The organism is Candidatus Chordibacter forsetii, assembly GCF_964187505.1.
Taxonomy (GTDB): domain Bacteria; phylum Verrucomicrobiota; class Verrucomicrobiia; order Opitutales; family Seribacteraceae; genus Chordibacter; species Chordibacter forsetii.
Window position 1 is genome coordinate 1 of record NZ_CAXLML010000204.1, and the last position, 15,275, is coordinate 15,275.

General features: G+C 47.5%; 17 protein-coding genes. 11 read left to right on the top strand and 6 right to left on the bottom strand.

Translation table 11 applies throughout. The features are described from left to right. Positions 1-460 (bottom strand): sulfatase-like hydrolase/transferase (locus ACKPQ4_RS08935; protein WP_407680837.1); only part of this gene is annotated, 460 nt, incomplete at its 3' end. 127 nt (positions 461-587) lie between these two features. Between ACKPQ4_RS08935 and ACKPQ4_RS08940 the strand changes: the two genes are divergently transcribed. The 5 genes from ACKPQ4_RS08940 (at position 588) to ACKPQ4_RS08960 (ending at position 5,193) form a co-directional block, all read left to right on the top strand. Beyond that, positions 588-1,634 (top strand): CehA/McbA family metallohydrolase, encoded by a 1,047-nt coding sequence (locus ACKPQ4_RS08940; RefSeq protein ID WP_407680838.1) that lies wholly within the window; start codon positions 588-590, stop codon positions 1,632-1,634. Between the two features lie 48 nt (positions 1,635-1,682). Beyond that, entirely contained in the window at positions 1,683-2,708 is a 1,026-nt protein-coding gene (locus ACKPQ4_RS08945; RefSeq protein WP_407680839.1) for a CehA/McbA family metallohydrolase, read from the top strand. A gap of 49 nt (positions 2,709-2,757) precedes the next feature. Beyond that, positions 2,758-3,297: a hypothetical protein gene (locus ACKPQ4_RS08950; RefSeq protein ID WP_407680840.1), complete on the top strand. Its 540-nt coding sequence runs from the start codon at positions 2,758-2,760 to the stop codon at positions 3,295-3,297. Then, positions 3,294-3,824 carry a hypothetical protein gene (locus ACKPQ4_RS08955; RefSeq protein ID WP_407680841.1) on the top strand — a complete coding sequence of 177 codons (531 nt, stop codon included), beginning with the start codon at positions 3,294-3,296 and terminating at the stop codon, positions 3,822-3,824. Before ACKPQ4_RS08950 ends, ACKPQ4_RS08955 begins: the two co-directional genes overlap by 4 nt. Before the next feature lie 73 nt (positions 3,825-3,897). After that, positions 3,898-5,193 (top strand): DEAD/DEAH box helicase, encoded by a 1,296-nt coding sequence (locus ACKPQ4_RS08960; protein WP_407680842.1) that lies wholly within the window; start codon positions 3,898-3,900, stop codon positions 5,191-5,193. A 5-nt stretch (positions 5,194-5,198) separates the two neighbouring features. Here the strand turns inward: ACKPQ4_RS08960 and ACKPQ4_RS08965 are convergent, their stop codons facing one another. The 3 genes from ACKPQ4_RS08965 to ACKPQ4_RS08975 all read right to left on the bottom strand — a co-directional run bounded on the left by ACKPQ4_RS08965 (position 5,199) and on the right by ACKPQ4_RS08975 (position 9,961). Further along, the gene (locus tag ACKPQ4_RS08965) at positions 5,199-5,951 is read right to left on the bottom strand and encodes an endonuclease (RefSeq protein WP_407680843.1); all 753 of its coding nucleotides are present in this window, start codon (positions 5,949-5,951) and stop codon (positions 5,199-5,201) included. Positions 5,952-5,964: 13 nt separating this feature from the next. Next, the gene (locus tag ACKPQ4_RS08970; protein WP_407680844.1) at positions 5,965-7,134 is read right to left on the bottom strand and encodes a response regulator; all 1,170 of its coding nucleotides are present in this window, start codon (positions 7,132-7,134) and stop codon (positions 5,965-5,967) included. 61 nt (positions 7,135-7,195) lie between these two features. Beyond that, complete coding sequence (locus ACKPQ4_RS08975) at positions 7,196-9,961, bottom strand: bifunctional aconitate hydratase 2/2-methylisocitrate dehydratase (protein ID WP_407680845.1); 2,766 nt, start codon at positions 9,959-9,961, stop codon at positions 7,196-7,198. A 231-nt stretch (positions 9,962-10,192) separates the two neighbouring features. Here ACKPQ4_RS08975 and ACKPQ4_RS08980 point away from each other — a divergent pair, with 231 nt between their 5' ends. The 4 genes from ACKPQ4_RS08980 (at position 10,193) to ACKPQ4_RS08995 (ending at position 11,564) form a co-directional block, all read left to right on the top strand. After that, complete coding sequence (locus ACKPQ4_RS08980) at positions 10,193-10,594, top strand: DoxX family protein (RefSeq protein WP_407680846.1); 402 nt, start codon at positions 10,193-10,195, stop codon at positions 10,592-10,594. A gap of 42 nt (positions 10,595-10,636) precedes the next feature. Then, positions 10,637-10,999: a DoxX family protein gene (locus ACKPQ4_RS08985; RefSeq protein ID WP_407680847.1), complete on the top strand. Its 363-nt coding sequence runs from the start codon at positions 10,637-10,639 to the stop codon at positions 10,997-10,999. Positions 11,000-11,183: 184 nt separating this feature from the next. Further along, positions 11,184-11,396 (top strand): hypothetical protein, encoded by a 213-nt coding sequence (locus tag ACKPQ4_RS08990; protein WP_407680848.1) that lies wholly within the window; start codon positions 11,184-11,186, stop codon positions 11,394-11,396. Then, the gene (locus tag ACKPQ4_RS08995) at positions 11,397-11,564 is read left to right on the top strand and encodes a hypothetical protein (RefSeq protein WP_407680849.1); all 168 of its coding nucleotides are present in this window, start codon (positions 11,397-11,399) and stop codon (positions 11,562-11,564) included. It abuts the gene before it with no gap. 33 nt (positions 11,565-11,597) lie between these two features. Here ACKPQ4_RS08995 and recQ read toward each other — a convergent pair whose 3' ends face one another. Beyond that, positions 11,598-13,409, bottom strand: coding sequence for a DNA helicase RecQ (gene recQ, locus ACKPQ4_RS09000; RefSeq protein WP_407680850.1), 1,812 nt, complete (start codon positions 13,407-13,409; stop codon positions 11,598-11,600). Between the two features lie 223 nt (positions 13,410-13,632). Here recQ and ACKPQ4_RS09005 point away from each other — a divergent pair, with 223 nt between their 5' ends. Both ACKPQ4_RS09005 and arfB read left to right on the top strand, forming a co-directional pair. Beyond that, on the top strand, positions 13,633-14,613 hold the full coding sequence (locus ACKPQ4_RS09005; RefSeq protein WP_407680851.1) for a Fic family protein: 981 nt from the start codon (positions 13,633-13,635) through the stop codon (positions 14,611-14,613). Between the two features lie 52 nt (positions 14,614-14,665). Then, entirely contained in the window at positions 14,666-15,085 is a 420-nt protein-coding gene (gene arfB / locus ACKPQ4_RS09010) for an alternative ribosome rescue aminoacyl-tRNA hydrolase ArfB (protein ID WP_407680852.1), read from the top strand. A gap of 49 nt (positions 15,086-15,134) precedes the next feature. On the opposite strand, the gene ACKPQ4_RS09015 is transcribed toward arfB, so the two are convergent. Then, entirely contained in the window at positions 15,135-15,269 is a 135-nt protein-coding gene (locus tag ACKPQ4_RS09015) for a hypothetical protein (protein WP_407680853.1), read from the bottom strand. Positions 15,270-15,275 lie beyond the last annotated feature (6 nt).

Below are 15,275 nucleotides of genomic sequence, written 5' to 3' on the forward strand. Positions count from 1 at the left end.
CCCAGTCATCAAAGCCATGCTTTTTCATCGCCTGTGGTTCGATGCGAAAATCGTTGATTTGCCACTTTCCGGCAGCACAGGTTTTGTAGCCCAGGTCTTTCATTAACCTGGCAAAGGTGGTGTTTTCTTTGTGCTTCCAGTCAAAGTATCCAATCCCCCAGCGTGGCACATCCCAGTGGTTCACATAGCCGTTTCGCCAGGGATATTTTCCGGTCAGTAAAGTTGCCCGGGAAGGAGTACACTGGGGCATGGAATAAGCATTGTTAAATTTCATACCTCCGGCAGCGAGGGCATCGATGTTGGGGGTTTCGATATCCTCCGCACCGTAGCAACTGATCCATTCCTTGCCCAGATCATCCAGCATAATGAACAGAATATTTGGCTTTTGCTTGGATGCCTGCACAGAAAATAGGAAACCAGTGTGAAACAGGACGGTTAAAATGAGAATGATACGCATCATAATTTGAAAATTGGGCTAAGTGATATTCTTAGTTTACCCACCCCTTGCTGAACAAGAAGATTACTCGTGCACCAATTCATTTTGTTTGCCAAGGGTTACCATCTTTTGAAGTCTCATCTCATAAACTATGAATCGAATTGCTCTACTTTGCCTGCTCTCTTTCATGCCCACTCGTGGTTTTGCCGCAAAGTGGTACAAGGGAAACACCCATGTGCATACCGTCCTTTGCGGGCATGCAGACTCCACACCCGAGGTAGTTGCCCAGTGGTACCATGACCGGGGATACAACTTCCTGGTTCTCAGTGAGCATAACAAGTTCATTGATCCAGCCACCGTAAAATTATCGGGGGAAATCAGGGATGATTTTCTTCTGGTTCCCGGAGAGGAAATTACTGGGGGCAGAAATAACGGAAGTATCCACTTTACCGCGATGAATACCTCCCGTCTGGTTCCATGGGATTTTAGGGATAAGAATCGCTCTGTGGTCATGCAAAAATATGTCGATGAGACAGAGAAAGCAGGGGGAACCAATATTCTAAACCACCCCATTTATTCCAGAACGGTGCAGGTGCATGAAATTGCCCCGGTCAAAAGACTCTACATGTTTGAGCTCTACAATGCCCACCCCGGAGTGCACAACTTTGGCACCGCTCATCATATCTCCACCGAACAGTTGTGGGATGCTCTGCTTGAGAAAGGAATGACTCTCTATGGGGTATCCTCGGACGATGCTCACAAATTAAAGAAGTGGGGAGAGAAGGAAAATAACCCTGGGCGCGGTTGGGTCATGGTGAATTCCGAAGAACTCAGTTCTGATGCCATCACTAAGGCTATGCTTCGTGGGGATTTTTACTCCTCCTCCGGGGTGATGCTTGAGGAACTTGTGCGTGGTACCAATTCCATCGAACTCTCGGTCAACGAAGATGAAACCGCTTGCGAACTGGCTTCCGAGTTCCTTTTCGGCCGACCCGTAAAAAAGGGCAAAGTTGGAACCACCATCGAATTCATCGGGCCTGGGGGAGAGGTTGTTAAGACAGTCCAAGGCACTACTGCCAAATGTGAGGCCAAGAGAGCCTACCTTCGGGCCAAGGTTACCCACCGGGTGAAAAATCAGGATGGTTCTTTGCGCGAGTACTATGCATGGACCCAACCCGTCTTTACTGATGGCCGCTAGCCTTCAAATTCTCTTTCAATCAAGGGCATTTCACATTTCCTTTAACCTATGAGAGTCCAAACATTTATATGTCTTTTTTTACCGACCCTTGCCTTTGCTGGAAAGTGGTACAAGGGGAACACTCATGTACATACCGTCCTCTGTGGTCATGCCGACTCCACACCCGAGGTGGTCGCCCAATGGTACCATGATCGTGGCTACAACTTCCTTGTTCTTAGCGAGCACAACAAGTTCATTGATCCATCCACAGTGAAATTATCTGGTGAGGTAAGGGATGACTTTCTGTTGGTTCCCGGTGAGGAGATTACCGGCAAAGTTCATTTCACTGCGATGAATATTTCCCGCCTGGTTCCCTGGCAGTTTAAGGACAGAAACCGTACCAGAATTATGCAAAACTATGTCACTGAAACCGAAAAGGCAGGTGGTACTAATATTCTCAATCATCCGCTTTCTGGTAGGTTTATCCAGGCACATGAGGTTTCCCCTGTAAAAAGGCTCTATATGTTCGAACTCTACAATGCTCACCCCACAGCGAAAAATTTCAAAGGTGCACACCATCCATCCACCGAACAGCTCTGGGATGCCCTTCTTGATAAAGGCATGACGATGTGGGGTGTATCCTGTGATGATGCCCACAAATTAAAAAAGTGGGGAGAGAAGGAAAATAACCCTGGGCGTGGCTGGGTCATGGTGAACTCAGAGGAACTCACTTCCGATGCCATAACCAAGGCGATGTTGCGTGGTGATTTTTATTCCACTTCCGGGGTGATGCTTGTGGAACTTGTGCGTGGTACCAATTCCATCGAACTCTCAGTCAATGAAGATGAGACCGCTTGCGAACTGGCTTCCGAATTCCTCTTCGGCCGACCCGTAAAAAAGGGAGAGCCCGGCACTACGATCGAATTTATCGGACCGGAGGGAGAAGTCGTCAAAACAGTTCAGGGACTTTCAGCGAAATGTGAAGCCAAGGGTGCCTACCTTCGGGCCAAGGTCACCCACCGGGTAAAAAAAGAGGACGGTTCTTTGCGCGAATACTATGCCTGGACCCAGCCCGTCTTCACCGACGGCCGCTAAGCGAATTACAAAGTTGAAATTAATAAACCGTCGCGCTATGTTTTATTAGTTGAAAAGTTTTTCCAAAGATCAGGTAATTTCTGCACTTACCCGTCTAGGTGAGCTCGCGGAAGAAAAATCCATCCAATTAAACCTCTGCATTTATGGTGGGTGTGCGATGATGCTGGCTTATGACCGAAAGCGAATTACCCGAGATATCGATGCGGTTATCCATCCATTATCCAAGGTCGAACCTCTCATTCGTAGGGTGGCCAAAGAGCGGGGACTCCCTGAAGATTGGATCAACGATGATGTCCGTCAATTTTTGGGCACTCGTGAGTCTATTCGGGAACTACCCATTGATGTTCCGGGCATTCAGGTAACCATACCTACTGCCGGATATTTGCTGGCAATGAAAGCATTGGCTTGTCGCAGGGCTTTACCTGGGTACAAGGGCGATGAAGAAGATTTACGGTTTCTCATTAAGAAACTTGAACTATCTAGTTTTCAGGAGATTCAGGAATGGATTGATAAATACTACCCGGACGATGTTCCTAGTAAGCAGGATCAAGCATTTCTTGAACAACTCATCAGGGAGGAGTGCCCATGAAAGAGTTTAGCAAGCGACCCACTACGCTAAAAGAGGTTTCAGCCCAGTGCTCCAGCCTGGAAGAGTTTGGACTCCTTGTGCGAGACTGGGTTCATCATGTTGTCCGAGGGGATGTCAGTAACCGCCCGGCACTGGTTCAGGCGATCTGGGAGACTCCCTCGATTTTACGAAAACGATTTCACCAGGGTGAGGTGGCTGATGCCTACCTAGCTGCTTATGCCGAGTGGATTTCGGATCAGGCAGGCATTGCTCGTCCTCGCTGGGTTGGGCAGAAAGATAGATGCCTAAGTGACCCCTGGTTTTCGGATAACGCACGGGCCTCGCTCTTGGTTTCAACCCCAGCATCCTTTCGGCAGCGCGGAATTTTTACAATCCCCGAAGCTGTGGTCCGGTTGCGGCGTGGTCGTCCTAGAGTAAGTGCTGAGCAAAAAAGGCAAAAAGCCCGGGAGCGCGACCGTCGCTACCGCAATAAAATTCGTGAAAAGCTCCATAAGCTCAAACAACTCGAAGATTCCGGCCTACTGTGAGCATCATGGGGAAAACCCGTGAATAAGTTGTCAATAACATCGCCATCTTGTCTATTTAAAATAGATTGTAATTATGTCTTTTGAAACCCTTGGGCTCGGGCCAAATCTTTTACGTTCCATCGGAGAAGTTGGTTACTCCGATCCCACACCTATACAGGAAGCTGCCATCCCTTTAATCATTGAGGGTAACGATCTTATCGGGATTGCCCAGACCGGTACCGGGAAAACCGCGGCCTTTACTTTGCCCATGCTCGAGACTCTTGAGCGTTTGACCAGCGATCCTTCCCGCCGTGGCAAGACCCGTGCCCTGGTGCTTTCTCCCACCCGCGAACTTGTGGTACAGATTCACGATAATGTATCTGCCTACGCACGCCATCTCCCATTAAAAGTCGCTACTGTTTATGGCGGTGTAAATGAAACTCCCCAAAAAAAAGCTCTCCGGGCAGGAGTTGATTTAGTTATCGCCACTCCTGGTCGCTTAATGGATTTGATGGGGCAGGGGTGTACTGATTTTTCAGGTATTGAATTCTTCGTGCTCGATGAGGCCGACCGTATGCTCGACATGGGCTTTCTTCCCAATATCCGCAAGATCGTTAAGGATTTACCTAGGAAGGGTAAACAAACTCTGCTTTTTTCCGCCACTCTTTCCCGTGATATTGAAAAGCTAACTAAGGAATTTCTCTACCGTCCCAAAACTGTTGAGATTGGTAAGCGGAGCAATCCGGCCGACACCGTCCGGCAGTGCATTCACGAAGTGCCCCATTCTTCAAAGGTCTCACTGCTCAAACACTTACTGGAAGATAACGATCTTTACTCCGTGCTCGTCTTTACCCGTACCAAACACGGGGCCGACCGCGTGGCTGGACAGTTGGCGAAGTCCAAGATTCCCACTGCTGCTATTCATTCGAACCGTAGCCAAAACCAGCGTGCCCGAGCCTTGCAGGATTTTAAAGATGGCAAAACCCGGGTGCTCGTAGCTACCGATATTGCGGCCCGTGGGATCGATGTGGAAGGGATTACGCATGTAATTAATTTTGATTTTCCGCCCAATGCAGAGGACTATATACACCGAATCGGTCGTACGGGTCGTGCCAATAGTGCTGGTGAAGCCATCAGTTTTATCACTTCAGAGGATCAAGGTACCTTACGCCTGGTGGAGCGTAAAATGCGCAAATCTATATACCGCAAAAGAGTAACTGGTTTTAATATCTCTCGGTCATCCAACTCGTCAAGGTCATCCAATTCACGCCACAAAAAAGGCGGAGGAGGGGGCTCATCTTTTCGCCCAAACCAATCGGCAAAGGGTGGGAAATCCGCTGGGGGTAAACAGCGCCGCAACTTTGGTCAACGCAGGAGCTCAGGTAAATAATACCTTTAGTTACTCAGGGAAAAGATTATTTCTTTATTTGCCCGGTTGATTCCCACTAATCCCCCCGTTTCTGGATCTGCGGCAATTCCTTGCCCAGTAAACGGAACCTTTATCTTTCCTAGATAAAACAATTCAGAACCTTTCTTCGGGAGATTGAGGCGAAACAGAAACGGATCGTCATGCCCGGTCACCCAAAGCTCTTCGCCCACCCAGATTCCACCTGATATACTGTACTTGCCCAGTTGATTAATTAACTTCTGAGGGTAAGTGTAACGAGCGATTTCTTTCCAATGATTGTCATATTTTATTACAAATGTCTCAGCGTTCTTCTTTCCATATTTTGCAAAGTTACACCACCAGTTCCCCTTTTTTTGCACCACCCATGTAAGAGAACCTCCTGGATTTCCCAGATCACGATATACGGTGAGTCTCATCGTTTTTGGATCAAGAGATAGAACTTCACTTTGCTCGGGAAGGGTGGGGAAATTGGAGTGGGCACAGAGCAGTTTGCCTTGGTGAAAATATCCGCTGTTTAAATGCTTTGCTTTGCCTGAAGATTTGACCACTTCTACGCCAGTGTTTCGATCATGCTTGGTTATTACTCTGTTTCCGATGGCATAAAAAAATTCCTTATCCGCTGCTGCAGCCTGGTTGGCTTGTGGTGCATGAAACCTTTGCACGCTTTTCAATTTTGGATTGCTCGCAAAAAGGGTAACCTGTCCGATTACGAAAAGGCAGGAAATCAATGGAAGCCTCACAGGAATCAATTTCTTAGCTTGTTACCTTTTCTGCAACAAACACTTTAATTAGCTTGGGGAAGGGCGTGCGGTCGTAGCATGAATCGTAGTTGTGCAAAACCTGCAGGAAATGCTTGGTAATATCTGTACCCTTGGGGGCTACCAACATGGCAGTTTCCAGGCTCAAGTCTTCAGCCAGGCGCATTCCCACTCGCAATTCCTCAAAAGGCACCTCGTTCACTAGGTAGCGTGTCTTGGACTTGTGCAATAACTGGGACATGGCCTCGATCACATCCTTATCGAATTGCTTCTCTCCACCTTTGAGGGTTCCAAGGATAACCTCTGAGTCATGCCCATCCACCTCGAGGTAATCATATTCGAGGGCTGCGTCGATGATTCGGTATGCTTGGTACACTTCCTCCGTTGCCTTGTTTTGGTAAGGCAGTGGGTTGCCCATTAAACAATCAATAATTTTACGAACCTCTTCGAGGCGTGGAATATGTCCGAGTAAATGATCAATCACTTCGGGGAACTTCTTTACCAATTCCACAATCTGTGGACGCAGCCTCTTGCGAAGAAAAACATTTTCTGCCTCTTCCTCTGGTAGGGTTATGGATGCCATCTGTGAGAACACCGCTGCGGTTTCGACCTGCCAGACATGAGAAAAATTTAAATACCGGGCAATTTCTCCAGCCAATCTTTTTACCCGTTGGGCTCGCCCAAAAAATAATGGTTTAACTGTGGCCAGCGTATCAGTCAGGGCATTGACTGCACCGACCAATGTTTCCTGCAGTAATACTTGTTCAGACTCTAGTAACTGGCGCTGTCTGGCACCTGCCTGTATCGCATCGATCAGGTCCTGTTCTGCATAGGGTTTGTCCAACAGGCGGAAGACATGACCATCGTTTACCGCCCGCATCGCATCGTGATAATCGGCATGCCCGGTGACTAACATGGTCGAGCAGTAAGGGTCCCTTCGGCTAACTTTTGCAAGAAATTCAGCCCCGTTTATTCCCGGCAGAATTTGGTCAGATGCTACAATGGTAAACGGTCCATCGTTCTCAAAAATCTTCAACCCCTCCTCAGCATTGGTAGCGGTGTAAGGATCGCATACTTCGGCAACAATCACCCTGAGGTCATCGAGTACCTCGGCTTGGTCATCCACAAACAATACTTTGGGCAGGTCCTTAGTCATTATGGACATATTCTAAAGCCCACATCTCCAAACAGCAATCTGCTGGAGAGAAAACTTAGCGATTTTAAAATTAGTTGCTCATCGCCTTGAGGGGCGGAGCAAACTTAGTCAGAGGAATTCCCTTCACTGCTTTTTGGTATTCTTCCATCGTTGGAATACGACCAAGGATTGCAGAAAGTACAACTACTGGAGTGGAGGCGAGTAAAGACTCTCCTTTTTTACGCTCGGAATCTTCCACCACACGTCCCTGAAAAAGTCGGGTGGATGTGGCCATTACGGTATCTCCCCGTGCCGCTTTTTCCTGATTGCCCATGCAAAGGTTACAACCGGGGCGTTCCAAATACATCATATTCTCATATTCTTCACGGGCGGTATTTTTTGGGGCATCGTCGTTAAATACAAAACCGGAATATTTTTGGAGCATGTCCCAGTCTCCCTCTTCCTTGAGTTCATCGATGATGTTGTAAGTTGGAGCGGCCACCACCAAGGGGGCATGAAATTCCACCTTGCCTGTTTCCTCCTCCAAATTTTTGAGCATTTGGGAAACAATTTTTAAATCCCCTTTGTGCACCATGCAGGAGCCGACAAATCCGAGGTCCACCTTCTTTTCTCCACCATAGTAAGATACTGAACGGATGGTATCATGGGTATATCTCTTGGAAACATCATCGTTATTTACATCCGGATCGGCGATCATTGGCTCATTGATTACATCCAAATCGACTACGAATTCGCGGTAGTACTTGGCATTGCTGTCCGGAGTAAGGGCAGGCTTTTCACCCGAACCAATCTCGTTAATCCTACGGTTTGCAATATCGATCAATCCTTGGAGTACGCGGGTCGCGTTGTCCATTCCCTTGTCGATCATCACCTGGATGCGACTCTTAGCAATCTCCAGAGATTCTATGAGCGTATCGTTTTGTGAGATGCAGATCGATGCCTTGGCCTTCATTTCTGCCGTCCAATCCGTAAAGGTAAAGGCTTGGTCAGCGGGTAGGGTGCCTAAGTGCACCTCGATGATTCTTCCCTGAAATACATTGTCTCCAAATTCCTTGAGCATCTGGGCTTGGGTGGCATGTACCACATCCCGGAAATCCATATGTTCTTTTAAATCTCCCTTGAAAGTAACCTTTACCGATTCCGGTATGGGCATGGTTGCCTCTCCGGTAGCCAGGGCCAAAGCCACGGTCCCGGAGTCCGCTCCAAAGGCCACACCCTTGGACATTCTGGTGTGGGAATCTCCCCCGATAATGATCGACCAGTCATCCACGGTTAAATCGTTCAATACCTTGTGGATCACATCAGTCATCGCATGGTATTCGCCCTTCGGATCCCGTGCGGTAATCAGGCCGAAATTGTGCATGAAATTCATCAGCTTGGGAATATTTGCCTGAGCCTTTTTATCCCATACCGATGCAGTGTGACAGCCCGATTGGTACGCACCGTCTACTGTGGGGGATATAATCGTGGCCGCCATGGCTTCCAGTTCCTGCGAGGTCATCAATCCGGTGGTGTCCTGCGAACCCACAATATTTACCTTCACCCGAACATCGGAACCTGCGTGCAGAACGGTGCCTGCTTTCACACCTACCATATTTTTGTTAAATATTTTCTCGACCGCGGTCAGGCCCTGTCCGGGTTCAGATACTTCACTGGCGGGTGCATAAACACTTGGAATATCAATGCCCAAAGCACCTGCTGCAAAACTTTGCAACTTCTTACCAAATACAATCGCGTAGGATCCACCTGCCCGTATGAACTCCTTCTTTTGAGGGGTCAGGGCTGCGGAAATATCGGTCAGTTCACGATCTCCTTCGTATAATTTTTTCGTGGTTGTATTGATGGTAAATACCTTGCCCGTTTCCACGGAGTAAGTTTGTTCGAGTACGGCATCGCCATTGGCGTCGAGCACAGGTTTTCCTTCCTCGTCCAACTTCTTTACCCAGTTGTCCAAATCTATCCCGATTCCACCGGTTACACTGACCGTGGTTAAAAAGATGGGAGATATTCCATTGGTACCTGCCACAATTGGGGCGAAGTTTACGAATGGTACATAGGGACTTGCCTGCTTACCCGTCCACAAGGCCACATTGTTGACGCCAGACATCCGGGAGGAACCTACGCCCATGGTTCCTTTTTCTGCAATTAACATCACCCGCTTGTCTGGGTGCTGGTTCTTCAAAGCGGTGATTTCTCCCTGTGCCTTTTCGGAGATCAGGCACTTTCCATGTAATTCCCGGTCCGAGCGGGAGTGTGCCTGGTTACCCGGGGAAAGAAGATCGGTGGAAATATCTCCCTCCGCTGCGATGTAGGTAACCACCTGAATCTCTTCATCAATGTCGGGCAGTTTGGTAAAGAATTCTGCCTGGGCATAGCTTTCCAAAATATCTTTGGCGATTGCATTGCCCGCCTTGTATGCCTGCTCGATTCGGTCGGTATCTGCCTCATACAAAAAGACCTGAGTTTTCAGTATTTCGGCTGCCTGGCTGGCAATTTCTGCATCGTCTCCAAAGGTAAGGTCAATCAATACCCGTACCGATGGACCGCCTTTCATGTGCGAGAGCAGTTCAAAAGCAAAGGCCTGGGAGATCTCCTCCACAACTTCCTCACCCAAAATAATTTGTTTTAAGAATACTGCCTTTTCCTCGGCCGCGGTGGTGGTACCGGGAATGGTATTATAGATAAAGAAATCAACCGACTCCTTGCGATTCGGATTATTTGCGTCCTTGATCTGGCTAATAATTTCCGCCAGCAAGTCACTGCCATCTATTGGCTTAGGGCTTAGCCCTTGTGCCTTACGCTCTTCGATCTCTGCTAAATATTCTTGGTAGTTCATGATTCTTTAAAGTGAGTGGTAGAGAAGTAGCTAAATTGATTCCTGTAAATTTTACAACTTCGTATCTAATATACGCTTAATTTGTGCATCAAATATCCCTTACCCATTTCCCACCTCCGTCCGTCCTTTTCCTGATTCAAAATATTTCACCTTTCTCATTTCACTCTTCCTTATCTTCCCTATCTAATTTTGCGATTTGCGGGACTGTTCATTTAGTGAAAGAATACATGAATGATTCAAAACTTAGGCATTCACAACCTTTCAACTCTTTTTCAATCCACGCCCGTTCTTCTGGAACTGCTCTGCATCCTCGTGTTCGGTTCCATCATTTTTGTATGGGGTGTCCGCTACCACAACATCAAGGATGAGTTTAAACACTTCAACCTGCCCAAATGGTTACGTGATCTTGTAGGCATTTTCAAATTCTCCTTTGCGATCATGCTGCTCAATGACGAACTTACTATTGTCCGCCTTGGTGCCCTGGGTATTGCGGTTTTAATGATCGCTGCACTTTTTACCCATATTCGATTGAAGAGTGAGTTGCATCGTATGCTTCCCTCCTTTTTTCTGCTCTGTGCCTGCCTTGGAATAGCCTATATGGCTACCCAATTGTTACTGCCTGCCACTAGCTAAGCTTCCTTCTATCTTCCTCCTTCTCTCATCAATTTTCTATCCATGCCTACTTTGCAAGTATCTCTCCAGGTCTTGCTCTTTTTAATCTTCGCAGTGGGCGGGGCTTATCGATTCTTCCAGCCCATGGATGCACTAGCCAAGCGCATGCGTTGGGTCAGTTGTTTTCACCCTCGTATTGTCCGCTCGATCGCTTTGTTCGAGGTTGCCTGTGGAATCGGGATGGTTCTTCCTTTCCTACTTTCGGATGCAAACTTTCCATTCATGGTTTATTCCGGCTGCCTCCTGATGCTGATTATGCTTGGTGCAATAGTCACTCATGTGGTCATTGGAGATTACCGAGAAATTATTGGGAATTTATTTCTCATCGTCCTGTTATATCATACCACCTTTTCGATTCCGTTTTAAAGCAGCACCACTTTACACAGACGGCCGAATAAAAGTAGGTCAGGGTACCTAAAATAGTCTTAGTTGAGCCAATTATTCTTATTTATTCTTGTGCTATTAAAAACTTAGCTTCCCTAAAAGTATACGAAATCATGCCCTGGATGACATATCTTGATATGTCATGACATGCATGTTTTATTGGGTTATGAGTACAATCAAGATTAGTTCAAAAGTTGAAGAGTCTTCTTGGAATAACCTCAGGGAACTGGCCAAGGAATCAAAGCAGAGTATTTCTGGCGTCTTGACGGAAGCGATCGAAGATTATCTACGTCGCCACCGTGTTCGTCCTGAAGTATTGAGCCATCTTGAAGACTCTATGAAAGCTCATCAATCACTCGGTCATAAATTGGCTCAGTAAGTGAAAGTTAAATTTCTATCCACAGATGAAGTGCTTGCCATGCAAGAGCGTCTCATTGATTGCTTTGGTGGTACCCACGGCGTAAGAGACCCAGGCATACTTGAAAGTGGTACTTGTGATTATGAGCACCTGCTTCCATGGATGAAAAACTCTATTAAGAAAGCCTAACTTAAATCCACTTTAGCCTTTTTTTCATCAATCTCAGCCCTTGAGGATTACATCCAATAAGGTTTGGCCAAATTTCTTGAGCTTCGATTCTCCAATCCCATTGATCTCGAGCATTTCCTCAAAACTTTGCGGTCTTCTATCTGCCAGTTCGATCAGGGTTTTATCGTGAAAGATGACATAGGCGGGTACCCGTCTTTTCTTCGCCATCAATTGGCGTGCATCCTTTAACTTTTCGAAAAGTTCCTGGTCGTCCTCGTCCTCCAATGCAGGCTTTTTTCTTCTGCTTGGTTTGTCGGCCTTAGTCTTTTTACTGATCGTTACCTTACGGAAATCGATCGATTCTTTCTGCTTTAAAAAAGCAAAGCCCTTCTCGGTAATTTTGATTCCATTGTGTTCCTGCACATCCACCATCAACAGGTTTCGGGAAACCAATTGACGGAAAATGTTTTGCCACTCCGCACGGCTCAATTCCTTACCTATCCCAAATGTACTTTGCTGGTCATGCCCAAACTGGATAATTCGGTCATCCTCCTTGCCCAGTAGCACATCGACCACATACACCATCCCAAACCTCTGGCCCGTGCGGTACACTGCAGACAACGCCATCTGGGCTGGGGTGGTGCCATCAAAGGTCTGGGGCTTGGTATCACAGGTGTCGCAATTCCCGCAGGGCTCGCCCGTATCGTCAAAATATTCCAGCAATACCTGCCTTCGGCAAATCGCGGCCTCGCACAGGCCAAGCAAGGCATTAAGCTTCTGGTTTTCTATACGCTTTTGCAGTTCTGGAGCCTCCGAGTTTTCGATCCAGTTTCTTTGCATCACCGCATCATCCATCCCATAAATCATGTAGGCATTGGAAGGCAGACCATCCCGACCGGCCCGCCCAGTCTCCTGGTAATAAGCCTCAATCGATTTGGGTATGTTCATATGGGCAACAAAGCGCACATCTGGTTTATCGATCCCCATTCCAAATGCGATGGTTGCGACAATGATGATTTTATCTTCCCGTAAAAAACGGTCCTGGTTTTCGCTCCTCACCTCCGCGGGCAGGCCCGCATGGTAGGGCAGGGCATTGATATCTTTTCCCTGCAACCACTCCGCCATATCCTCCACCTTCTTGCGCGATATACAGTAGATAATACCACTGTCTTCGAGGTGGTAGTTTTTGATAAAGTCGTACACCTGCTTTTTCGGATTGTTCCTTTCCAGAATGGAGTAGTGTATATTTGGACGGTCAAACCCGCCAATAAATGTCCGCCCATTCTCCAGCTTTAAACGCTCAATGATATCCTTTCTTGTCGCCCTGTCTGCCGTAGCCGTCAGGGCAATCCTTGGCACACCCTCAAATCGTTCCGCCAAAAAGGATAGGGCGGTATAGTCTGGACGAAAGTCGTGCCCCCACTGCGATACACAGTGAGCCTCATCAATGGCAAATAGGGCAATCTTTACCCGCTCCAGTAACTCCACAAATTCCGGCATCACCAACCTCTCGGGAGCCACATAGAGGAGATCCAAATTATTACTCTCCAGCTTTTGCTTCACCTCAAATACCGCCCTGTCCGACATGCTGGAATTAATCGCCCTTGCCGATATTCCCAACTGGGCAAGCGCGGTTATCTGGTCCTGCATCAGTGCAATCAGCGGAGATACAATCACCCCCACGCCCTCCCGGCACAGGGACGGTATCTGGTAGCAAAGTGACTTTCCACTCCCAGTGGGCATCAGCACAAACGAGCTTCCCCCCTCAATTAAATGGTTGATGATCTCTTCCTGCTCGCCACGGAATTGATCATACCCATAGGTTTGTTTTAATATAGAAAGCGGATTTTTGGCCGATACTTGCACAAGATAAGAAGGAAAAGTTTTTTTACGCCAGGCCAAGTTTTACCACCCATAGTTCCACCGCCCGATCGCCTCTATTTGTTTTGTTGCAATCCCCCCCACTTTACAACTTGAAAGCCTGATTTTATTAATCCTTACTCCTGGGCTCATTATTTCCCATACTTTTGCTCGAGCTTTTCATTTTTTAATTATTGAAAACCATTAAGTGTCACTTTATGGTTTATGTATGTTGATTGCCCGGCTTACCAAGAAAAAAAAGCAGTTCGACCGGGCAGGGGATATGCCCGCCGATCTCGCACGCAACCTGCACGAATGGTTTCGGGTGGAACTTACCTACACCAGCAATGCTCTTGAAGGAAATACGCTTACCCGCAGAGAGACCGCCATGGTTGTGGAAAAAGGAATCACTGTGGGTGGGAAAACTATGGTCGAACATTTGGAAGCGACCAACCATGCACAAGCCTTTGATTGGATTGATGAAAAATCTCAAAAATCTCTCAAGTATTTTACTGAGGACGATCTTCTTTCCCTTCACAAAATAATCCTTTCCGGAATCGATAATCACAACGCCGGTTTTTATCGCAATGTTCCCGTTCGTCTATCCGGTTCTCGTACCGTCTTGCCTAACCCACGAAAAGTACCCGATCTGATGAGCGGTTTTTACAAGTGGTTACAAAGCAAAAAAGATATACACCCGGTTGACCTCGCTGCCGAAGCGCATTTTCGCCTGGTTACCATTCATCCATTTATTGACGGTAACGGGCGGACTGCCCGCTTGTTGATGAACTTCATCCTCATGTGCCATGGCTATCCCCCGGCGATCATTCGCAAGAGCGAGCGTGGCAAATATTTGGACGCTCTTGAAAAAGCCCAAACCGGCGGCTCAGGAGTGGATTACCAGCAACTTATTTATCAGGCAGTCGATCGCTCTTTGGACATTTACCTGGAAGCCATGGTCGGAGATGGAGATTTTGTTGCCGAGCCCGATGACTCCCTTCTGCGTATTGGCCAGCTTGCCAAGCAAACGGATGTAAATGTAAGCACGATTCGCTTCTGGCTCACCTCTGGATTACTCGAAGTTTCAGAAACCACCGCCAGTGGATACCAACTCTTTTCCACTTCCATGGTCCTTCGTGTCGAACAGATTAAAACCTTAAAAGAACAACGCTACACCATCCAGGAAATCAAAAATAAACTCACCCCCTGACCCTTCACTCTTCACCCTTCAATCTTCACTCTTCTCTCCTCACTCTTCCTCCGTGTTGCAAATATCCTCCAGAGTAACCATCCCTTCACACGAGATTGTGCTGCAGGCTATTCGCTCGCAAGGGGCAGGGGGGCAAAATGTAAACAAAGTATCCACTGCGGTTCATTTATTTTTCGATATCCGCGCATCTTCTCTGCCCGAGGTCTATAAAGAACGCCTCTTAAAAATGAAGGACCGCCGGATCAGCCCCGCTGGTACCGTTATCATCAAGTCCCAGTCCGCCCGTACCCAGGAGACCAACCGGGAAAAAGCCCTCGCTCGCTTAAAGGAGCTCATTCAGGAAGCCATGCAAGTACCCAAGTCCCGCCGGGCAACCTCCCCAACCCGTGGTTCCAAAGAAAGACGCCTGCAAGCCAAAGGCACACGCTCCCAAACCAAGAAATTTAGACGCTCCCCCGGAATGGACGATTAAACTCATTATCAATTAAATTTTAACAAATCGGGTTCGGATAAATTTAATTTTAACGCTCACTTAGCAGTAAGTTTCGGTAGTTTTCGTGAATGAATAGTGCCGATCGCCCCACTCTCTCTTCAGTGAGAAGACCAATTTCAACGAGTTTCTTCAAATACACCGATGCCGATTGACGCTTGGCGATTCCCGC